Source organism: Embleya sp. NPDC056575, from assembly GCF_042793325.1.
Classification (GTDB): Bacteria; Actinomycetota; Actinomycetes; order Streptomycetales; family Streptomycetaceae; genus Embleya.
On record NZ_JBHTVA010000005.1, the window covers coordinates 216,932 to 238,285 of the forward strand.

The 21,354-nt window shown below is 70.5% G+C and carries 18 protein-coding genes; 8 read left to right on the forward strand and 10 right to left on the reverse strand.

The window, feature by feature from the left end:
• Positions 1-43: 43 nt before the first annotated feature.
• Positions 44-1,969 (forward strand): TIGR03960 family B12-binding radical SAM protein, encoded by a 1,926-nt coding sequence (locus tag ACFRCG_RS05755; RefSeq protein ID WP_380029130.1) that lies wholly within the window; start codon positions 44-46, stop codon positions 1,967-1,969.
• A gap of 39 nt (positions 1,970-2,008) precedes the next feature.
• On the opposite strand, the gene ACFRCG_RS05760 is transcribed toward ACFRCG_RS05755, so the two are convergent.
• A complete protein-coding gene (locus tag ACFRCG_RS05760; protein ID WP_380029132.1) occupies positions 2,009-2,404 on the reverse strand; it encodes a PPOX class F420-dependent oxidoreductase in 396 nt (131 codons plus the stop codon).
• A gap of 102 nt (positions 2,405-2,506) precedes the next feature.
• Between ACFRCG_RS05760 and ACFRCG_RS05765 the strand changes: the two genes are divergently transcribed.
• Complete coding sequence (locus ACFRCG_RS05765; RefSeq protein ID WP_380029134.1) at positions 2,507-2,890, forward strand: winged helix-turn-helix transcriptional regulator; 384 nt, start codon at positions 2,507-2,509, stop codon at positions 2,888-2,890.
• A gap of 200 nt (positions 2,891-3,090) precedes the next feature.
• Here the strand turns inward: ACFRCG_RS05765 and ACFRCG_RS05770 are convergent, their stop codons facing one another.
• The 3 genes from ACFRCG_RS05770 to ACFRCG_RS05780 form a co-directional block, all read right to left on the reverse strand.
• On the reverse strand, positions 3,091-3,576 hold the full coding sequence (locus ACFRCG_RS05770; RefSeq protein ID WP_380029136.1) for an NUDIX domain-containing protein: 486 nt from the start codon (positions 3,574-3,576) through the stop codon (positions 3,091-3,093).
• Positions 3,577-3,773: 197 nt separating this feature from the next.
• Positions 3,774-3,965 carry a DUF397 domain-containing protein gene (locus ACFRCG_RS05775; protein WP_380029138.1) on the reverse strand — a complete coding sequence of 64 codons (192 nt, stop codon included), beginning with the start codon at positions 3,963-3,965 and terminating at the stop codon, positions 3,774-3,776.
• The gene (locus ACFRCG_RS05780; RefSeq protein ID WP_380029140.1) at positions 3,962-4,894 is read right to left on the reverse strand and encodes a helix-turn-helix domain-containing protein; all 933 of its coding nucleotides are present in this window, start codon (positions 4,892-4,894) and stop codon (positions 3,962-3,964) included. The genes ACFRCG_RS05775 and ACFRCG_RS05780 overlap by 4 nt, the downstream gene beginning before the upstream one ends.
• A gap of 925 nt (positions 4,895-5,819) precedes the next feature.
• On the opposite strand from ACFRCG_RS05780, the gene tgmA reads away from it, so the two are divergent.
• From tgmA to ACFRCG_RS05795, 3 genes are read left to right on the forward strand one after another with little or no spacing between them, the layout of a single operon-like run.
• Positions 5,820-6,026: a putative ATP-grasp-modified RiPP gene (gene tgmA, locus ACFRCG_RS05785; RefSeq protein WP_246127263.1), complete on the forward strand. Its 207-nt coding sequence runs from the start codon at positions 5,820-5,822 to the stop codon at positions 6,024-6,026.
• A gap of 10 nt (positions 6,027-6,036) precedes the next feature.
• On the forward strand, positions 6,037-6,978 hold the full coding sequence (gene tgmB, locus ACFRCG_RS05790) for an ATP-grasp ribosomal peptide maturase (protein WP_380029142.1): 942 nt from the start codon (positions 6,037-6,039) through the stop codon (positions 6,976-6,978).
• Positions 6,975-8,174: a methyltransferase gene (locus ACFRCG_RS05795; protein WP_380029144.1), complete on the forward strand. Its 1,200-nt coding sequence runs from the start codon at positions 6,975-6,977 to the stop codon at positions 8,172-8,174. Before tgmB ends, ACFRCG_RS05795 begins: the two co-directional genes overlap by 4 nt.
• 37 nt (positions 8,175-8,211) lie before the next feature.
• Here the strand turns inward: ACFRCG_RS05795 and ACFRCG_RS05800 are convergent, their stop codons facing one another.
• From ACFRCG_RS05800 to ACFRCG_RS05810, 3 genes are all read right to left on the reverse strand, one after another.
• Positions 8,212-9,951, reverse strand: a complete 1,740-nt coding sequence (locus tag ACFRCG_RS05800; protein WP_380029146.1) for an ABC transporter ATP-binding protein — start codon at positions 9,949-9,951, stop codon at positions 8,212-8,214.
• The gene (locus ACFRCG_RS05805; RefSeq protein ID WP_380029148.1) at positions 9,948-11,663 is read right to left on the reverse strand and encodes an ABC transporter transmembrane domain-containing protein; all 1,716 of its coding nucleotides are present in this window, start codon (positions 11,661-11,663) and stop codon (positions 9,948-9,950) included. Before ACFRCG_RS05805 ends, ACFRCG_RS05800 begins: the two co-directional genes overlap by 4 nt.
• A 1,513-nt stretch (positions 11,664-13,176) precedes the next feature.
• Entirely contained in the window at positions 13,177-14,721 is a 1,545-nt protein-coding gene (locus ACFRCG_RS05810) for a fatty acyl-CoA synthetase (RefSeq protein WP_380029150.1), read from the reverse strand.
• Positions 14,722-14,723: 2 nt separating this feature from the next.
• Between ACFRCG_RS05810 and ACFRCG_RS05815 the strand changes: the two genes are divergently transcribed.
• The 3 genes from ACFRCG_RS05815 (at position 14,724) to ACFRCG_RS05825 (ending at position 18,115) form a co-directional block, all read left to right on the forward strand.
• Complete coding sequence (locus tag ACFRCG_RS05815; protein ID WP_380029152.1) at positions 14,724-16,109, forward strand: glutamate-5-semialdehyde dehydrogenase; 1,386 nt, start codon at positions 14,724-14,726, stop codon at positions 16,107-16,109.
• Between the two features lie 127 nt (positions 16,110-16,236).
• Entirely contained in the window at positions 16,237-16,890 is a 654-nt protein-coding gene (locus ACFRCG_RS05820; RefSeq protein ID WP_380029154.1) for a hypothetical protein, read from the forward strand.
• Between the two features lie 175 nt (positions 16,891-17,065).
• Complete coding sequence (locus tag ACFRCG_RS05825) at positions 17,066-18,115, forward strand: hypothetical protein (protein WP_380029156.1); 1,050 nt, start codon at positions 17,066-17,068, stop codon at positions 18,113-18,115.
• A gap of 31 nt (positions 18,116-18,146) precedes the next feature.
• Here the strand turns inward: ACFRCG_RS05825 and ACFRCG_RS05830 are convergent, their stop codons facing one another.
• From ACFRCG_RS05830 to obgE, 3 genes are all read right to left on the reverse strand, one after another.
• Positions 18,147-18,551 (reverse strand): hypothetical protein, encoded by a 405-nt coding sequence (locus tag ACFRCG_RS05830; RefSeq protein WP_380029158.1) that lies wholly within the window; start codon positions 18,549-18,551, stop codon positions 18,147-18,149.
• A 45-nt stretch (positions 18,552-18,596) separates the two neighbouring features.
• The gene (gene proB, locus ACFRCG_RS05835; RefSeq protein WP_380029226.1) at positions 18,597-19,700 is read right to left on the reverse strand and encodes a glutamate 5-kinase; all 1,104 of its coding nucleotides are present in this window, start codon (positions 19,698-19,700) and stop codon (positions 18,597-18,599) included.
• Between the two features lie 144 nt (positions 19,701-19,844).
• A complete protein-coding gene (obgE, locus tag ACFRCG_RS05840) occupies positions 19,845-21,290 on the reverse strand; it encodes a GTPase ObgE (RefSeq protein WP_380029160.1) in 1,446 nt (481 codons plus the stop codon).
• Positions 21,291-21,354: the final 64 nt, after the last annotated feature.

Sequence of the window (21,354 nt, forward strand, 5' to 3'; positions counted from 1 at the left end):
CCGAGGTGGTCGATCCCCTCCCCGCACTCCCGGAAGGACCGCCATGCCCGTCGAGTCCCTGTTCCCGCGTCTGGAGCCGCTTCTGCCCCAGGTGCAGAAGCCCATCCAGTACGTCGGTGGCGAACTCAACTCGACCGTCAAGGACTGGGACGCGTGCGCGGTCCGCTGGGCCCTGATGTACCCCGACGCGTACGAGGTCGGGCTGCCCAACCAGGGCGTGATGATCCTGTACGAGGTCCTCAACGAGGTCGCCGACGTGCTCGCGGAGCGCACCTACGCGGTGTGGGGCGACCTGGAAAAGCTGATGCGCGAGCACGAGGTGCCGCAGTTCACCGTGGACGCGCACCGGCCCGTCGGCGCGTTCGACGTCTTCGGACTCAGCTTCTCCACCGAGCTGGGCTACACGAACATGCTCAACGCGCTCGACCTCGCCGGCATCCCGATCGAGGCCGAGGACCGCACCGAGGAGCACCCGATCGTGCTCGCCGGCGGACACGCCGCGTTCAACCCCGAGCCGATCGCGGACTTCATCGACTGCGCGGTGGTGGGCGACGGCGAGCAGGCCGTGCTCCAGATCACCGACATCATCCGGGCCTGGAAGGCCGAGGGCCGGCCGGGCGGTCGGGACGAGCTGCTGTTCCGTCTCGCGGTCACGGGCAGTGTGTACGTGCCGCGCTTCTACGACGTGGACTACCTGGAGGACGGCCGGATCCAGCGGGTCGCGCCGAACCGCTCGGGCGTGCCGTGGCGGGTGTCCAAGCACACCGTGATGGACCTGGACGAGTGGCCCTACCCCAAGCAGCCGCTGGTCCCGCTCGCCGAGACGGTGCACGAGCGCATGTCCGTGGAGATCTTCCGCGGCTGCACCCGGGGCTGCCGGTTCTGCCAGGCCGGCATGATCACCCGGCCGGTGCGCGAGCGCAGCATCGAGGGCATCGGCGCGATGGTGGACAAGGGCCTGAAGGCGACCGGCTTCGAGGAGGTCGGCCTGCTGTCGTTGTCCTCCGCGGACCACACCGAGATCGCCGAGGTGGCCAAGGGCTTGGCCGACCGGTACACCGACGACAAGATCGGCCTGTCGCTGCCGTCCACCCGGGTCGACGCGTTCAACATCGACCTGGCCAACGAGCTGACCCGCAACGGGCGCCGCTCGGGCCTGACGTTCGCCCCCGAGGGCGGCAGCGAACGGCTGCGCAAGGTGATCAACAAGATGGTGTCGGAGGAGGACCTGATCCGCACCGTCGCCACCGCCTACGGCAACGGCTGGCGCCAGGTGAAGCTCTACTTCATGGTCGGCCTGCCCACCGAGACCGACGAGGACGTGCTGCAGATCGCGGACATGGCCAAGAAGGTCATCCAAAAGGGCCGCGAGGTCTCGGGCAGCCGCGACATCCGCTGCACGGTGTCGATCGGCGGGTTCGTCCCCAAGCCGCACACCCCGTTCCAGTGGGCCCCGCAGCTGGACCCGGCGGCCACCGACGCGCGGCTGCACAAGTTGCGCGACGCGATCCGCGCGGACCGGCAGTACGGCAAGTCGATCGGCTTCCGCTACCACGACGGCAAGCCGGGCGCGATCGAGGGCCTGCTCTCGCGCGGCGACCGCCGGGTGGGCCGGATCATCCGCGCGGTGTGGGAGGACGGCGGCCGCTTCGACGGGTGGAGCGAACACTTCAGCTACGACCGCTGGGTGCGCTGCGCGGGCGAGGCGCTGGCCGACGAGCCGGTCGACCTGGACTGGTACACCACACGCGAGCGCGAGTGGAACGAGGTGCTCCCGTGGGACCACCTCGACTCCGGTCTGGACAAGGACTGGCTCTGGGAGGACTGGCAGGACGCCCTCGACGAGACCGAGGTCGAGGACTGCCGCTGGAGCCCGTGCTTCGACTGCGGCGTATGCCCCCAAATGGGCACGGAGATCCAAATCGGCCCGACGGGCCGGAAGCTGCTGCCGCTGTCGGTCGTCAAGTAGCGCGTGGAGCAGCGCGTCGCCGACCGGGGTTCGGGCAGCTCAGACGGAAAAGCTGTTCACCCTGGTCGGCGTGACGCGGACCATCACCCGGGCGATCGTGTCGGGCTCCGGCGGCGGGGCCTCGCCGAGATACTTCAGCGAGAGCGCGAGCGGAAGTTCCTTCGTCGGGTCCGGGACGATCTCGGCGGTGCCGCGCAACTCGACCGAGTGGTACGGGTTTTCGAGGTCGAAGACGGTGATGCTGACGCGCGGGTCGCGGCGTAGGTTGCGGACCTTCGCCCGGCCGTCGGTCGCGGAGAACACGACGGTGTCGCCGTCGCGTTGGAACCAGACGACCGAGGACTGCGGGCCGCCGTCGGCGTTGAGCGTCGAGACGGTGGCGAAGTTCCTGGCGTCGAGGAGCTTGAGGGTCGCGTCGTCGAGCGTGATGGACATGGGGTGCTCCCGGTTCCGTGCGTGAGGGTGTTCGTTTGGTGCACTTCTTGTTACGGGACACATCCTCCGTGACCATGGAGGCCGACGAAAGAAGGCACTTTCATGTCACAGCGGAACATCTGTGTAACGGAGGCGGCCGAGGTCACCCAGGCCTGCCGCGTGCTGGACGTGCTCAACCGGGTGGCGGGCAAGTGGAGCATCAGCGTCCTGATGGAGGCCCGCAACGGCCCCGTGCGCTTCACGGAGTTGGAACGCGCCATCCACGGCATCAGCCGCCGCATGCTCACGCTGACGCTCCGCGGCCTGGAACGCGACGGTCTGCTGATCCGCACGGTGTACCCGACGGTGCCGCCGAAGGTCGAGTACGAGGCGACCGTGATGGCGAGGGAACTGTTCGAGTACCTGTCCGGCCTCACCGCCTGGGCGGAACGCCACGAACCGGCGGTCACGGCATCGCGCGAGGCGTACGACCGCGCGCAGGGGTGAGCGCGGGGCAGGCACGGGGGAGTCACTTGGATTCGAGGCGCCCCATGGCTGTGCCGTTCCTTGCTTCCGCCCAGTCGGCGTCGTCGATGCCGAGGGCGTGGCGGAGGTAGGCGAGGGTGACCCGTTGGATCAGGGCCACACGCTCGGGGTTCTCGTCACGCCAACCCTGCCAACGCCCCTGACCGACAACCCGGGCGGCGTTATAGGTCGTCCCACCCGTCGACAGCGACCTCGGGGTACTCACCGGCGAGGTACCGCCGCAACGCATAGCGAGTCGACGGCACGAACTCGCTCGGCAGGGCGTCGGTGTCGACCCAGGCCACAACCGAGTGCTTGCCGGGCTCCGCATTGACAGGCTCGCCGTCCCACTCCCTCGCGGCGAACACAAGCACGACAAACCCCTCCGGCGCATCCGGTCTGTGCGCGCTATGCGTCACATGCACAAGCCTCAACGCGTCAGGCTCGACCTTTATGCCGGTTTCTTCATGGAGTTCACGAACGGCCGTGTGGGTAATCGGCTCTCCCGGCGCCCCTTTGCCACTCGGCAGGCTCCACATGCCAGGTGCGAACGCCTTGTTCTCACCCCGCCGCAGCAGCACGACCCGCCCGTTCGTCTGATCATGAACGATGACGGAAACAGCGAGCATGACCATCAAACGCTCGTCGCAACGGACTTCATCGGACACGCATGCACTCCGTCCTCTCGGCGCCGGCAGCGACCCACCCCACGACTCTGACCGGCCCGGTACCAGCACCGACACCTCGCAACCGAAGTGCACTCTCGCCGGAAAGGCCCCCGTCGGTGGCGCGAGACGGCAAAAAGGACAGCGGGCCCGCCGTTGGCAGGGCCCGCCGTCATTTCTACACAACTACCGAGCGGGGGTCATGCCTTGATCGCGCCGAGCAGTGCCGACCACGACTCGGGCGCGACGGTGATGTGGCCGATGCTCGGATCCTTGGAGTCACGAGTGTCGATGGAGCCGTCGAGTGCGGTGACCTCGACGCATTCCTGGGCAGTCTGGCCGCTGTAGCTCGACTTCCGCCAAGTGGGAGGCTCAGAGCGTGCCTTCGTCATGTGCTCTCCAAGAGGTTTCGCAGCAACTGTTGCGAACGCGCGGGCGACAGGGTCTCGGTTCGCAACAGATCGTATCGACGCTGGAACTCCGCAACCATGTGTCCTTCGGTGATCATTTTTCCTTCGACCATGCCATCCGCGAAGGCGCACTCACCACGGCCGGGGATCGAAAGCAGGACGAATGCTCCATCCATGCACGCGTGCAGGCCGCAGTCCATCGGGACTACTTCAAGCACCACATTCGGCAACTCGCTTACCTCCAGCAGGTGCAGAAGTTGAGTCGCGGCTACGCGCGAGTCATGCTTCAACCGTAGGACGGCAGCCTCGTCGATGGCCGCCCAATACTGTGGCGCTTCCTTCTTGGTGAGCAATCGCTTCCGCTTGAGCCGTCGTGTAAGCCAGGCTTCGATGATCGGCGGCGGAACCCTTGCCTTTTGCAGGAGAGCCCGGATGTACTCCTCACACTGGAGGAGCCCGGGGATTGCCTGTGGCTGGAAGGTACGGATGCGGAATGCCTGCCGCTCGGACTCCGCGAAGTTCTCGAACCAGCCGGGCTGTCCTTCCGTCAAGCGGTACGCGTGGAAGGCGATAGCGGTTAGCAAGCCCGTTCGACCGAGGGCTCGATCGAGGTCTGCTACGAATTCCGGACTCGGCCGCCGGTCGGCGGTCTCAATCTGTCCAACAAACGCCCCTGTTGAATGCAACTCGCCACCGAGCTCCTGCTGTGTCTTGCCTGCGAGCTTGCGGAGAAATCGCAGGTGAGCGCCAAAGAGGTCCCATAGGGATGCCTCCGGATCAAGATCTTTTGCCGCCGGCATTGTGCGCCAATCCGTCAGATTCGGCTGCTGAACCCCGCCCCGTACCAAAGGTAGTTCCCATGGTGTTGGCTCAGTAGCGATTCGGTTACAGAACACCGTTGCGAGGAGCACTCCATGGGCATGAGAGAAGGTGTGAGCCGGATGACCCTGAGCGTCTACCGCCTCCATCCGAATGGTGAGCGCGAGGAGATCAAGCCTGTTGAGGGCTTCGAACTGGGCGATGTATCGCGGTGGTTGCCCCGAAGCGCGACCATTCCGCAGAGCGAAGCGACAGCTTCGGCGAAGCCCGAGAAATGCCGTCCCGGGTGCAGTGGGCGATGACCGAGGGCGAGACGGAAGTCTCGTTCCGACGTGGCCAATACGTGGTCGCGCGTCGTGGGTGGGCGCGGACCTTCGTGGGCGACGACCCCGAGCCGGTCCATCAACAGGTGCCGCGTTGTCGAGTGTTGGACGTGATCGAGCGGCCGGACGGGGTCCACTACCGGGTGCGCGGTTGGTGGGTGGTGCCGTTCCGATTCGTGGTGTCCGGCGATCAGCTCGTGCTGCATCCCGACCAGAGAGAGGCCAGGGGACCCGATGGACGTGCGCGATCGACTCGCCGGTCCCGCGCCGGCGCGTGGTAGCGCGCCCCGCACGTTCGCGGGCCCAAGCGGCCAGGGCGGGGCCGAGTTGCTTCCGACGGTGGTCCGCAGATGTGAACGAGTCGATGGGCCGGGTCCGGGGCCGCCACCGACCCGACGGTTCGGCCCACTGGTGGTGGGCGATTGGGTCCGGATCAACGCGGACGGAGAGCGCGGCACGCAACCCGATGGCGAGGTCGTCGCGGTCGACGTTTTCCCGCCCGGCCGATCCGTGATCGTCCAGCCTCCCGGCCAGGCAATGCCATGGGTTCGATGGGAGCACGAAATCCACCGAATCCCGATCCCACAGGAACAACCAATAGAGAGGAATGTCGATGCAGAGGTCCACAGCAGCACCGGCGCCCGTGCCGGCACCCGACGCCCCGAAACAGGAAGGAGCCGTTGACGTGACGTCGATGAGTACCGCGCGCGAGCCGTTCGGTATGCGGTACGCGGCCGGCCAGACCAGCGCGCCGGTGGACAGCGGGGGAGTGACGTACGACCGGGAGTTGCAGATCGCGGTCGCCGCAGACGGCAATCCGTGGGCGTTCAGCGCGCCCAACGACACGAGCAGCGCCACCAACTCCGACAGTCGCAACGACGAGGGCACGGACCTCTGGTAGGGAGCGCCGAATGGCGGAACACTCGGGCGGGACGGTGCTGGTCCTCACGAACCGGCTCGATCCCACCGCAGACCTGGTCGTCGATCACCTCAATCACCGAGGTGTACCCGTATTTCGTTGTGATACCGCCGAGTTCCCCACCGAGATCACCCTCTCGGCGACACTGGCGAACGGCTGGGCGGGCACTCTCGACAACGGGGTTCGACGTCTCGACCTGGCCGCCGTGCGGTCTGTGTACTTCCGCAGGCCAGAGGAGTTCCGCATGCCCGACGGCGTCTCCGAGGCCGGGCGGCGGTTCGCCGCCGCCCAGTCTCGGGCGGGATTCCTCGGGGTCGTCGGCGCCATCCCCGGCCTGTGGATCAATCACCCCGCACGTGACCTCGAAGCGAACCGCAAGCCCCTTCAACTCGCCGTGGCGAGGCGACTGGGGCTCCGTCCGCCCCGCACACTCGTGACCAACGACGGTGCGGCGGCGCGGGAATTCGCCGACGACGTCGCCGGACCCGTCATCACGAAGAGTCTCGGGGCGGCCGTCCATACGGTCGTCGTCGATCCTGCCGAGTTCGACGACTCGATTGCCCTCTGTGCCCACCTCTTCCAGGAGTGGATCGACAAGCGCCACGAGGTGCGGCTGACCGTGGTGGGCGACAGGTTCTTCGCCGTGGAGATCCATGCCGGCTCCGAGGCCGCGAAGGTCGATTGGCGTGCTGACTATTCGAGCCTCAGCTACAAGCCTGCAGTGGTGCCGAAGGACGTGCGCCGACGTGTGATGGCATTTATGGCGCACTTTGAACTCGTCTTCGGGGCGTTCGACTTCATCGTGACCCCCGGCGGCGACTGGCGTTTTCTCGAGGTGAACCCGAACGGCCAGTGGTCATGGATCGAACACAAGACCGGCGTGCCTATTTCGTGCGCCATTGCCGACCTCTTGGAGAAGGGCGACACGGTATGACCGACACTGCCGCGCTGGTGGAAGTTCGTGCGCGGTTGCTGCGCGAACGCCTCGTCGAGAAGCTGGAACAGGATGGTTCGTTGCGTACGGAGCCGTGGCGGAGAGCGCTTCGGGCTGTGCCGCGACATGCTTTCCTGCCGACCTTCTTTGCGGATGTGCCGGACGAGCGTGGTGTTACGACGTACAGGGCGGTGAGCCACGAGACGTCGTCCGAGGAGTGGCTGCGCTTGGCGTACGCGAACAGGACGTGGGTTACCCAGCTCGACTATGGCGCGGCGGCGTTGCCATCCGCAGGTGCCTTGGTCACTGGCACGCCTACCAGCTCGTCCACGCTTCCTTCCACTGTGGTGCGGATGCTTGAAGACCTTGATGTCCAGGACGGGCACAACGTTCTCGAAGTGGGGACGGGCACGGGGTACTCGACGGCGCTTCTTTGCGCTCGGCTCGGCGATCGACGCGTGACGAGCGTTGAGTACGACGCGGGGCTTTCTGCGGCCGACGCCAAGCGTCTGGGGACTTTGGGCTTTCGTCCCACTCTGGTGGTGGGCGACGGTGCGCTGGGGCATCGCGAGCGGGCGCCGTATCAGCGCATCATTGCCGCCTACTCGCCGGACTCCGTGCCGCCGGCCTGGTTGGCGCAGGCGGACCGGGACGCCGTACTTCTGGTCTCGCTCACCGGGGCGTTGGGTGCCTACGGGTACGTCAAGTTGCGCATGATCGAGGATGGGCGTGCCGAAGGGCGGTTCGTTGACTCCGTCGTGTCCTTTATGGCCTCACGTGAGAGTTCGTCGCCGGAGATCGGGCCCATGATGCGGGCGGCGATCGCCGGCAGGGTGGCAACGACCGGGCGCGCCACTCGGGTTGCTGCCGGAGTGCTTGATGATCCGGCTTTTCTGTGGGCGGCGCAGCTTGCCCTCCCGGGCACGATTCGCCTCCGTTACTCCGTCGCGAGTGAGGTGACGGGGCGCTGGTTCCTCCACCCCGACGGGGCGTGGGCGGTCGTGGAGAGCGATGCCGCAGGTGTGGGCAGGTTGTACGAGGGCGGAACTCGACCGTTGGGGAGCAACCTCGAAGCGGTGATGGCTTCTTGGTTGTCGAATGGCCGACCGGGCCTGGGGCGGTATGGGCTTACGGTCACGGCGCGGGCCAACGTGGTGTGGCTGGACGAACCAGGTGGCGAGTCTTGGACGCTCTGACGCAGCGGGACGGCCCCGGCCACGGGCGAGCCGGGGCTCACCCGTGCCAGGAGCGCCACAGTGCCGCGTAGGCCCCGTCGGCCGCGATCAGCTCCCGGTGGCTGCCCAGCTCCGTGATGCGGCCGTCCTCGACCACCGCGACCCGGTCCGCGTCGTGCGCCGTGTACAGGCGGTGTGCGATCGCGATCACCGTCCGGCCCTCGATCACCGCGCCCAACGACCGCTCCAGATGCCGGGCCGCCCGAGGGTCGATCAGCGACGTCGCCTCGTCCAGTACCAGCGTGTGCGGGTCGGCCAGTACCAACCGGGCCAGTGCCAGCTGTTGGGCCTGAGGGGCCGTCAACTCGTAGCCCTTGGGCCCGACTTCGGTATCCACCCCGGCGGGGAGCCCGGCAACCCAGTCCGCGTCGACCGCGCGCAGCGCCGCCAACACCGCGTCGTCGTCGGCGTCCTCGCGCGCCAGCAGCAGATTGTCCCGCAACGTGCCCCGGAACACGTGGTGCTCCTGGGTCACCAGAGCGACCCGCCCGCGCAGTTCGTCGAGAGGCAGGCCGACCAGCGGTACCCCGCCCACCTCCACCCTGCCCGACGTCGGCCCGTTGACCCCGGCCAACAGCCGCCCCAGCGTGGACTTTCCGGCCCCGCTCGGCCCCACCATCGCGATCCGCTCGCCCGGTCGCACCGTCAGGTCGATGCCGTGCAGCACCTCGCGTCCCGAGTCGTACGCGAACCGCACATCGCGCACGGTCAGCGTCTCGTCCACCGGCTTGGCGTCGGTGGGTTCGCGGTCGGACGGCACGTCGGCCACACCCAGCAGTCGGGCCAGCGAGGCCGCCGAGATCTGTACCTCGTCCAGCCAGTTGAGCAGTTCGTCCATCGGCCCGATGATCAACTGCACGTACAACACCGCGGTCGCCACCTCGCCCAGCGTGGCCCAGCCGTGCAGATACGCCCAGCCGCCGAAGGCCGTGGTCGCCACCACCGGCAACATGTAGCCGAAGTCGACCGTCGGGTACCAGATGGTGCGCAGCCACAAGGTGTACCGCTCGGCCGCGTACGCCTTGCCGACGTCGTCGTCACCGCGCCGCCGACGCCGATCGGCGAGCCGCAGCGCCTCGACCGTACGCGCGCCCTCGACCGTCTCCGCGAGCGAGTCGGTCACCTGCGCCCAGGCGGCGTTCTCGCGCAGGTAGCCCGCGGGCGCCCGGCGCAGGTACCACCAGGTCACCGGGATCAGCAGCGGCACCGTGATCAGCAGCGGCAGCGCCAGCAGCGGGTTGAGCAGCAGCAGACCGGTGAAGGTCAGCACGATCGTCACGGCCGCGACCAGCACCGAGGGCACCGCGCGGCGGGCCGAGCGGGACATCGCCGCCACGTCGCGATTCGCCCGGCCGAGCAGGTCGCCGGAGCCGGCCCGCTCGACGGTGGACAGCGGCAGGTCCAGGATGCGCTCCACGAACTCCTCGCGGACCTGCGCGAGCAGGCCCTCGCCGAGCCGCGCCGCGGCCACCGCCGCCTGGCGCACGATCAGCGCCTGGAGCAGCAGCGCGCCGGCGATGCCCAGGCCGAGCAGATCGATCGTCCGGGTCGGGGCGTCGTCGCGGACCTTCTCGATCAGTACACCGAGCAGACGTGGCGCGACCAGTCCGGCCACCGCGGCGAGCGCGTAGAACAGCACGGTCAGGATCAGGTCGCGCTGCCGCTCGCGCAGCAGCCGCACGGCGTGCCGGCCGACCTCGGCGGCCGGGGCCACCGGCAACAGGCGGTGCGCGCTCACGCGTTCTCCTCCTCGTCGTCGACACGGGTGACCAGCGCCGCGTATCCCGGCTCGTTCGCGAGCAGTTCGCGGTGCGGTCCGACCGCCATGACCTTGCCGTCCTGGACGTAGGCGACCTCGTCCATGGTGTCCAGGACGAGCGGGCTGGTGGTGGCGACCACCGTGGTACGCCCGCGCCGGTGCGCGGCGAGCCGGCCGGCGATCCGGGCCTCGGTGTGCGCGTCCACCGCGCTGGTCGGCTCGATCAGCACCAGTGTCTGCGGGTCGGCGACCAACACCCGGACCAGGCGCAGGCGTTGTACCTGGCCGCCGGAGAACTCCCGGCCGCGGGCCGCGATCTCGGTGTCCAGGCCCTCGTCCAGCGCGTCGATCACGTCCGCGGCGCAGGCCACCTCGACCGCCTCGGCGAGGTCGACGCCGCCACCGCCCCCGCCGCCGGGGGTCAGTTCGCGGCGCAGCGGCCCGGAGAACAGTCCGGCGTCGTGGTGCGCGACCAGGATGCGCTGGCGCACGTCGGCCACCGCGAGGTCGGCCAGCGGCACGTCGTGGTAGAACACGTCGGCGTCCTCGTAGCGGCCGAGTCGATCGGCCAGCGCGGGCGCGTCCTGCGGATCCTCGCAGGCGATGCCGAGTTGCACGCCGGGCCGGACCACCAGGCCGGAGCGCCGGTCCACCAGGTCGCCGGGCGCCGGCCAGGCGAGCGGGTCGGACCGGTCCTCGACGCCCGGCGCGAGGCCGAGCACGCGCACCACGCGGCGGGCCGCGACGTGGCCGCGGACGACGCGGTCGGCGAACTCGGTGAGGGTGGAGAGCGGGACGGTCAGGAACGCCGCGTAGCCGTAGAAGGACACCATCTGACCGACCGTCAGGCGGCCGTCCAGGGCGAACCGGGCGGCCAGCCAGGTACCGAACGCGACGAAGAAGCCGGGCACCAGGAACTGCGCGGCCTCCAACATCGATTCGATCCTGGCGGTGCGTACGCCCGCCACCCGCAACTCCTGCGATTCGCGCCGGTAGCGGGCCCCGAAGCTGCGCTCACCGCCGATGCCGCGCAGCACGCGCAGCCCGGACGCGATGTCGACGGCCCGATCGGCCAGCCCGGACTGCAGTTCGCGGTAGGCGTTCTGGCGCCGGTGCAGCGGCCGCAGCAGCAGCGAGACCAGACCCATGAGCAGTGGCACACCGATCAGGACCAGCAACCCGAGCGGTACCGACATCTGCAACAGCACGACGGCGACCACGGCGAGCGTGACCACCGAGGCGCAGCCGCGCGCGGTGATGTCCAGGGTTGAGCCGATCGCGTCCACGTCGGAGGTGCCGACGCCGACCACCTCGCCGGAGGCGATCCGGCGCTGCAGCACCGCGCCGAGCCGGGCGGCGTGCCGGGTGACGAGCTGGATGGTACGAAAGGCCGAGTCGAGGAAGTTGGCGACCGCGTTGCGGTGGCGCATGATGCCCGTGAAGCCGATCAGCACGGCGATCCCGAGCAGTACGCCGGACCACGCGTACAGCCGACCCTCGTCCCGCGCCTCGACAGCGTCGATCGCCCGGCCGACGGCGGCGGGCATGAGGGCCTGGGCCACCATCCACACCGACGCCCAGACGATGCCCATGACAATCGTCCGCCGGGTGCGAGCGGCGAGCCAGAGCAGGTAGCGGCCCGCCGACCGGATATCGGGATCGCCGGGGTCGGCGACGGGAAACGTTCGCATTGTCCATCGACGCTAACCCGCGACCCAGGTCACGTTCCACGCATTATTCCCGGCCTCCGCCGGGCCGGAAGCCGCCCGAAGGCGGCGAGCGCGACGGGGCGCCGGGCGGCGGGCACTGCCCCGATACTCCCGGCGCCGGCGGGCCTCACCCGCATCAGAACCGCAAGCCGGGCAGCCGGAAGGCTGCGCGCAGCAGCCCGTGGACAGCGCCACCCAGCCCTTCCGCACACACCCGGCGATCCGCCGTCGGCATGGGCGGCTCCGAGACTCCGGCACTTGCCGAGGCGGGTGCGTTGCTTGGCGAAAAAGCGACCTGCGGCGGGTGGCGGGGGAGGGGGTCGGGTTGGGTTCCGCCGGGCTTGCGTTCCCGGGTGGTCGGGTTGTTTCGGCGTGCGTTGTGCTTTGGGTTGCGAGTGGCCGGTGTGGGGCTGGTCCGGGTCGGTGATGGGCCGCCGCCGGCGTGCGGGGCTTCGAGACTCTAAGTTCCCGACGAGACGGGTGTGTTGCTCGCTGAAAACCGGCTGGCAGCGGCGGGCAGGGAGGGCACTCGGGTCGAGTCCTCCGAGGAGCGCTCCCGGCTGGGTTGGGACGTTTTCGGGTGTGTTTGGAGGGGAGTTGGGGTTCGAAACCGGATCGCGGTGGGTGGTTGTGGGCTTCGGGCTTCGGTGACCTGCGGTTTTGTGGTGTCGGGGTGGAAAGTCGGGTGTCGGGTGCCGGTTTCGTGCGTTCCGGCCTCCTCGATGCCGGTGTGGAGACCGAAACCGTCCGGTCGGGGTCGGCTTCGGGCGCTGCGACCTTGCAGAGGCCGTCGAGCCGACCGAAGGTGCCCAGTGGGAGCCGAAACCGGATCCCGAGGCGCCCGAAACGGCTGCCCTCTCCGCTGACCTGCGGTTTTCTCTCGCGCCGAGTCCACGGCACCCGACGCCGTCCGGTTTCGTGAACTCCCGCCCCCCACAAGCCCACCGCACCTCGAAACGCCCTGCCCAACCCACCCGGGAAGGCTCTGCGGAGAACTCGACCGGGCCGCCGCCCTGCCCGCCGCTGCCGGCCGGTTTCGCCACCCAACACGCTCGCCTCGTCGGGAGCCGACGGCGCGGAGCCCCGGACGCCGGCAACCGCCCATCACGGACCCTGATCAACCCCGCACCAGCCGGCCCGCAACCCCAAGCGCAACGCACGCCGAAACAACCCGACCACCCGGGAACGCAAGCCCGGCGGAACCCAACCCGACCCCCCACCCCGCCACCCGCCGCAGGTCGCTTTTCCCCCGACCCGGGCACCCGCCCCGACGAAACCCCACACCCCCAAGCCCCCACCGCCGGCGGCGGCTCACCACCGACTCGGACCCACTCCCATTCCGTGAACCGGACCGGCGTTCCGCGGCAGGCCGAGACGCAGCTTCCTCCGCCCCACGGTGGCCTCAGACGCACTTGGGCCGTGTGGGCGGCCGTCGGCCCCGAGCGCCACCCGGGACGGCTTTGCCCGGCTCTGCCCGACTTGGGATGCCGACGCGCTATTCGGAGGCCAACTTCGCGTGTTCGTCCCGGAGTCGGCGTTTGAGGATTTTGCCGCTGGGGTTCTTGGGGAGCGACTCGGCGATCACCACATACTTGGGGACCTTGAAGCCCGCCAGGCGGGTTTTGCAGTGTTCGATCACCTCCTCCTCCGTGATCCGCCCGCCCGGCCGCGGCACGACCACTGCCGTGACCGCCTCGATCCAGTACGGGTGGGGCACGCCGAAGACCGCCGCCTCCGCTACCGCCGGGTGGGCGTGGATGGCCTCCTCGACCTCTCGGCCGGCCACGTTCTCGCCGCCGGTCTTGACCATGTCCTTCTTGCGGTCGACCACCGTGAGGTAGCCCTCCGCGTCCAGTACGCCGAGGTCGCCGCTGTGGAACCAGCCGTTGCGGAAGGCCTCGGCGGTGCGTTCCGGGTCGTTCCAGTAGCCGAGCATGGTGTGTGGGCCGCGGTGCACGATCTCGCCCACTTCGCCGGGCGGCACCGGGTGGTCCTCGTCGTCGACCACGGCGGTTTGCACGTTGAGCCCCGCGCGTCCCGCCGAACCCGCCTTCCGCTCCTGGTCGTCCGGGCCCAGGATGGTGGCCACCGGCGACATCTCGGTCTGGCCGTAGAAGTTGTACAGCCGCAACCGCGGCAACCGGCGCCGCAGTTCGCCCAGCACCTCGACCGGCATCGCCGCCGCGCCGTAGTAGCCCTTGCGCAGCCCGGACAGGTCCCGCGTGTCGAAGTCGGGGTGGCGCAGCAGCGCGATCCACACCGTCGGCGGGCAGAACAGCTTGGTCACCCGCTCGCGTTCGATCGTGGCGAGCAGCGTGGCCGGGTCCGGCGCGGGCAGGATGATCGACGTCGCGCCGAGGTAGACGTCCGGGGTGAGGAAGCAGTGCAACTGCGCGCAGTGGTAGAGCGGCAGGGCGTGGATCTCCACGTCGTCGGCGGCCATCCCGCCGTCGATGATCGCGGTCGCGTACTGGGCGATCAGGTTGCGGCTGGTCATCACCGCGCCCTTGGGGCGGGACTCGGTGCCCGAGGTGTACATGATCTGTACCGGGTCGTCGTCGAGGAGCGCCACATCCGGCACCCGGCCGCCCTCGGCGATCAGCTCGGCGAACGGCTCCCACCCCGAAACCGCCGGGCCGAGTACCACGCGCAGCGCCTCACGGTCGGCCAGGGCGGCGTCGGCGGTGGCGGTCAGCTCGGGACCGGCCAGCACCGCGATCGCGCCCGCGTGCTCCAGGACATAGCCGACCTCCGGCGCGGTGAGCATGAAGTTCACCGGGACCGAGATCGCGCCGAGCCGGGCCAGCGCGAAGTAGGCCACCACGAAGCCGTGCGAATTGCGGGCGAGCAGCACCACCCGGTCGCCCTTGCCGATGCCGCGCGCGGCCAGTGCCCCGGCGGCGCGCGAGACCGTGTCGTCGAGTTCGGCGAAGGTCTGCCGCAGTTCGCCGTCCACCACGGCGAGCCGGTCCGGCAACCGGGCGGCGGTACGCGTGAGCAGATCGGCGATGCCGTGCCGGCGGGCCTGGACAGCGGTCACGGATGGCTCCTCGCCTCGGTGAAGGGTGGAGGCGTCATTGTGTCCGGCCCACCCGCCGGGCGGAAGCGTCTCGCCCGCTGAAATCGTCGTGTCGATCACCGACCCGGCTAGGTAGGCTTGCGGGCATGACCAGCAGCGCAGCGTCCGCAGTCCTCGACACCGCCCGTCGCGCCCGGGAGGCCGCCGCCGTCCTCGCGCCACTGACCCGGCGGGTCAAGGACGACGCGCTGCTCGCGCTCGCCGACGCGCTCGTGGCCCGCTCGGCGGAGATCGTCGCGGCCAACGCCGAGGACGTGGAGCGCGCCCGGGCCAACGGCACCGGCGAGGCGATGATCGACCGGCTCACCCTGACCGACGAGCGGATCGCCGCGATCGCCTCCGACGTACGCGACGTGGTCGGCCTGCCGGACCCGGTCGGCGAGGTGCTGCGCGGCTCGACCCTGCCCAACGGCCTGGAACTGCGCCAGGTGCGGGTGCCGCTCGGCGTGGTCGGGATCATCTACGAGGCCCGCCCCAACGTCACCGTCGACGGCGCCGCGCTGTGCCTGAAGTCGGGCAACGCGGTGCTGCTGCGCGGCTCCTCGTCCGCCTACCGCTCGAACACCGCCATCGTCGCGGTGATGCGCGACGCGGTCGTCGCGGCCGGCCTGCCCGCCGACGCCATCCAGCTGGTGCCGGGCGAGACGCACGACTCGGTGAAGGAGCTGATGACCGCGCGCGGCCTGGTCGACGTGCTGATCCCGCGCGGCGGGGCGAGCCTGATCCGCACCGTGGTCGAGGGCTCGACCGTGCCGGTGATCGAGACCGGCGTGGGCAACTGCCACGTCTACGTCGACGCGCAGACCGACCTGGAGATGGCCGTGAACATCCTGGTCAACTCCAAGGCGCACCGGGTCAGCGTGTGCAACTCGGCGGAGACGCTGCTCGTGCACCGCGACGTGGCCGACGCCTTCGTGCCGCTCGCGCTCGCGGCCCTGAAGGACGCGGGCGTGACCGTACACGGCGACGCGGCGGTACAGACCTACTCGGCCGACGTGGTGCCCGCCACCGACGCCGACTGGGACACCGAATACCTGTCCTACGACATCGCCGCCGCCGTGGTGCCCTCGCTGCACGACGCGGTCGCGCACATCCGCCGGCACTCCTCCGGCCACACCGAGGCGATCGTCACCACCTCGCAGGCCGCGGCCCGCGAGTTCGTGGCCCTGGTCGACTCGACGGCCGTGATGGTCAACGCCTCGACCCGGTTCACCGACGGCGGCCAGTTCGGCTTCGGCGCGGAGATCGGCATCTCCACGCAGAAGCTGCACGCGCGCGGCCCGATGGGGCTGCCCGAGCTGACCAGCACGAAGTACGTGGTCACCGGCGACGGCCACGTGCGCTCCTGATCGACTCCGGCACCACCCGTCCGGGCCGGGCGCGCCGAGCCGGGGCCCGGAGCGGCGCGGCGAAGGGCCCCAGACAGGTGCCCGGAATCGGTATCCATCGGAGTGCCTGCGGTAATACTGTCTAGGAGTGCCCGATTCACCAGGGCCAGAGTTCCCGGACGGCCCAGACTTTCCCGAGTTCTCGGAGGACGAGCTCTCCTCCGTCGTCTTCGACGAGTCCTTCGTGCGCGCGGCCCGCGTACACGAACCCTCGGCGAACGAGCGTGGCGCGGCGATCGACGCTGCGCCCACCCCCACCGCGGCCGAGCGGACCGACCGGACGGCCGAACAGGCCGACCGCTCCGACTGGTTCGACGACGGGACGTATCCACTCGACGGCGAGGACCCGTGGCGGGCCCGGACCGTACCCGGACACGACACCGAGCCGATGTTGCCGCACGTGCCGGCCTGGTTCGCGGGCGAGCCGTGGGCCAAGGCCGCGCGCACCACACGCTGGCGGCGCGGCGTGGCCTGGGTGCTGGCCCTGCTGATGGGGGTCGGCGTGGTGGCGATGGCGGTCACCGCCGTATACCGCAGCGGATCCTCGCAGGGACCGACCGCGCCCCGGCAACCGTCGGTGGGCACCGGTCGCAGCGCGACGACCGACAACAACCCCGTACCGGCGCCGCCCGGCCAGGACACCTCCCAGGTGCGAATAACCGTCGCGCCGGGGGATTCGGGCGCGTCCGGCGGTACGGCGCCACCGTCCCAGGCGGCGGTGGCCCGTTCGGGGCCCGGCTGAGCAGGGGCGGGGCCGTGCGGAGCCGGGGACCCGGTTCCGGGAGGCACGCCCCGCTCACGACCTCGCCGCCCGCTTCCGGGAGCCACGGCCCCGCTCACGACCTTGCCGCAGACCCGACCCAACCCCCGCGCCCGGGTGCATATCCACCCGCTCGCACGCGACTTAAGCTGATTCCATGTCCGGACGGGGAATACCCCCCGAAGGCCCGAACAGGGGTGGGCCCGACGGCGAGGACGAGTACAGCGCCGTCGTATTCGACGCGACCTTCGTCCGTGCGGCGGACCTGCACGAGCCCTCCGCGCGGGAGCGGCTGCACGCGGGCAAACGACCGCACCGCCGGCGCCGGGTGCTCGGCGTCCGGCTGCGCACGCTGCGCGGCGTGGCGGGTGTGCTGGTAGTCCTGCTGGTGATCGGCGGCGCGACCTTCCTCGGCGCCCGACGAGCCACCACCACCGGATCACACCTGGAGGTCGGCCCCGCCGTCCTGCAACGGGTCTCGCTGACCCCGCCCGCCGGCTACGCGACGGGCCCGCTGCCCGCCGACCCGATGGCCGGCGGACCGGCCGCGGGCTGGGCCCAGGGCGTCGCCGGGATCGTCGTCGGCGAACGCCGCGAAACGGCCCACTACTCCGCCGGCCAGGTGGGCCAAGCCCTCGACCTGGTCCGCGAGTTCGTGGTCGGCACCCAACTCGACCCGACCGTCCTGGCGGGCGGCCGGCCGTGGGCGGCGCTGCCCCTGCTGCGCCGCGAACAGCGCGACCAACTCGGCGCGGCCCTGGTCGCCCCCCGCGACGACGACGTGTCGGCGCCCACCGGCTGGATCACCCGCTTCGACCCGGCGGCGATCCGGGTCCTGGACGCGGCACCCCGCGCGACCGGCACGATCACGGCCGCCGAGCACGCGCGGCGCGACCTCGTGGTCACCGCCGACGTGGTGCTCGTCTACGCCGTCGCCCAGGTCGGCGGCCTCGGCTGGACCCGCTTCGTGGTGCACCGCGTCTGGGACTTCCACACCGACGCGCCGATGTTGCACGACGGCCTCCTCCAGGCCCGCCGCATCCTGACCGTGGCCGGCCCCCAGCCCTGTACCCCCGACAACGCCACCTGGTTCCACCCCACCTTCACCGGCCCCGCCCCGGCCGACGCCCCACCCCGGCCCGAACAGATCGACCCCTTCCACCCCACCCCACCCACCACCTGCACCCGCATGGCAACGGTGCCGTAGCCGCCGCGCCCGGCGCTCGTCGTAGCGACGCTCAGAACGGCTGTACGCGGCCCGGTCGGATCGGGAGGGGTGCCGGGGCGGCGGCACGTTTTTGGTAGGTGGGGCGGTCGACGACCTCCAGGCCGATCAGCTCCCACGGAGGCAGGTCCGCGCTCCGGCGGTGTTCGCCCCACAGGCGCAGCGCGATCGCGGCGGCGTCGTGGAGGTTGGGGGCCTCCTCCCAGTAGCGCACCTCGGCGTGGTCGGCGGCGTAGCGGCCGGCGAGCAGGAACGGGTGTTCGTGGGCGAGGCGTTCCAGCGCTCGCCGCACGTCCTCGGGGTCGCCCGGTGGGCCGGCCAGGGTCAGCGTGATGTGCCACATTCGGCCCGCGCCGTCGGGTTCGGTCCGCGCCGGCGTCGTCGGCTGTCCCCAGGGGCGGTCCCCACGCTCCGGCACGGCCGGCCTCCCGTCGGCGAGCTGCTGATCTTCGGTGGTCGTCGCTCAGCGGCGCAGCAGCACCAGGTCGTCGCGGTGGACGACCTCGCGCTCGTAGGCCGGACCCAGCTCCCGGGCCAACTCCCGCGTGGATCGCCCGAGCAGGCCCGGCAGTTCCTTCGCATCAAAGTTGACCAGTCCGCGGGCCACGATGTGACCGTTTTCGTCAACCAGGTCCACCGGATCACCGGCGACGAAACCGCCCTGGACACCGGTGATTCCGGCCGGCAACAGCGAGCTGCGCCGCTCCACCACGGCCCGCACGGCGCCGGGGTCGAGCGCGAGCCGGCCGCGCGCGGTGCTCGCGTGAGCCAGCCACAGGAGCCGGTCGGCGGTGCGAACTCCGGTGCGGTGGAAGAGGGTTCCGGTGTCCTTGCCGGCCAGCGCGTCGGACGCGAAGCGGGTCGCGGTGAGCACCACGGGGATGCCCGCCGAGGTGGCGATGCCCGCCGCCTCGACCTTGGTGACCATCCCGCCCGTGCCGACCCCGGACTTGCCGGCCTTGCCGATCTCGATGCCCTCGAGATCGGCCGGACCGGTCACGAACGGAACCCGCGAGGACGTCGGCTTCGCCGGGTCGCCGTCGTACAGCCCGTCCACATCCGACAGCAGGACCAGCAGATCGGCGTGCACGACGTGCGCGACCAGGGCCGCGAGCCGGTCGTTGTCGCCGAAGCGGATCTCCTCCGTGGCCACCGTGTCGTTCTCGTTGACCACCGGCACCGCGCCCATCGCCAGCAGCTTGTCCAGCGTGTTGTAGGCGTTGCGGTAGTGCGCGCGGCGGGTGACGTCGTCGACGGTGAGCAGCACCTGGCCCACCCGCAGTCCATAGCGGGCGAACGAGGCGGTATAGCGGGCCACGAGCAGTCCCTGGCCCACACTCGCGGCGGCCTGCTGGGTGGCGAGGTCGCGCGGTCGGCGGGCCAGGCCCAGCGGCGCGAGGCCGGCGGCGATCGCGCCGGAGGAGACCAGGACGACCTCGATCCCCTCGGCCCGCTTGGCGGCTATCACGTCCACCAGGACGTCGACTCGATCCGGGTCCAGGCCACCCTGCGCGGTCGTCAACGAGGACGAACCGACCTTGACCACGATGCGGCGCGCGGAGGTCACGTCCTCGCGCGCCGCGTCGGCCCCACTGTGCACTTCAGGCCCCGCTTTCCGGTCGGGAAATTCGAGAAGGTCACCCGGACCGCGCGCCGGCGGAAATCCACCGGACCGCGCTGTCGGGGGAAAGCCATCGCACCACGGCGTGCGTCAGGAGTCGTCCGAGAACGGGTCGAACTCCTCGTACTGCGTCTCGATCGCCGCACGCTCGCGGCGCCGATCCACCGCCGGGCGGTGCGTCTGCAGGCGGTGGTCCTCGCCGCGTCGACCCAGCATCTCGGCACCGGCCGCGACGGTCGGCTCCCAGTCGAAGACCACGCCGGTGACGTCGTCGCCGATGACCACCTCGGCGCCGGGAACGGCCCCCGCCGACCACAGGGCCTCCTCGACCCCGAGCCGGGCGAGCCGGTCGGCCAGGTAGCCCACCGCCTCGTCGTTGGCGAAGTCGGTCTGGCGCACCCAGCGTTCGGGCTTGGCGCCGCGCACGATGAACGCCTCGTCGCGCCGGGTGACGGTGAAGCCGCTGTCGTCGACCGCGGTCGGGCGCAGCACGATGCGGGTGGCCTCCGGCGCGGGCGCCGAGTCGCGGGCGCTCTGTACCTGGGCGGCCATCGCGAAGGACAACTCGCGCAGCCCCGCGCGGCTGACCGCGGAGACCGGGAACACCTGGAGCCCGCGCGCCTCCAACTCGGCCTTGACCAGGTCGGCCAGGTCGCTGCCGTCGGGCACGTCGACCTTGTTCAGCGCGACCATCCGGGGCCGGTCCTCCAGGCCGCCGTAGGCGGCGAGTTCGGCCTCGATGGTGTCCAGGTCGGTGATCGGGTCGCGGCCGGGCTCCAGCGTCGCGCAGTCCAGGACGTGCACCAGTGCCTTGCAGCGCTCCACGTGCCGCAGGAACTCCAGGCCCAGCCCCTTGCCCTCGCTCGCGCCGGGGATCAGGCCGGGTACGTCGGCCACGGTGTAGACGACGTCGCCGGCGGTGACCACGCCCAGGTTCGGCACCAGGGTGGTGAACGGGTAGTCGGCGATCTTCGGCCGCGCGGCGCTGAGCGTGGCGATCAGCGAAGACTTGCCGGCGCTGGGGAAGCCCACGAGCGCGACGTCGGCGACGGTCTTCAACTCCAGGACGAAGTCGCCGGCCTCGCCGGGTTCGCCGAGCAGCGCGAAGCCGGGGGCCTTGCGGCGCGGCGAGGCCAGCGCGGCGTTGCCGAGGCCGCCGCGACCGCCCTGGGCGATCACGTAGCTGGCGCCGTTGCCGACCAGGTCCTCGACGAATTCCTCGTCGCCGTTGGGGAGCAGCCGCTTGACCACGGTGCCGTCCGGCACGGGCAGGATCACGTCGCTGCCGTTGGGGCCGGTGCGGTTGGCGCCGGCGCCGGGCTTGCCGTTGGTGGCCTTGCGGTGCGGGTGGTGGTGGTATTCGAGCAGCGTGGTGGTGTTGGCGTCGACGACCAGCGTGACATCGCCGCCGCGACCGCCGTTGCCCCCGTCGGGGCCGCCGAGCGGCTTGAACTTCTCGCGGTGCACGGAGGCCACGCCGTGGCCCCCGTTACCCGCCGCGACGTGCAGCACGACGCGGTCGACGAAGGTCGTCACGTGGATTCCTCCTCGGCTCCCCGGTGGGGAGCGAACACTGTGGACAAACACCCGAGGGCGGACC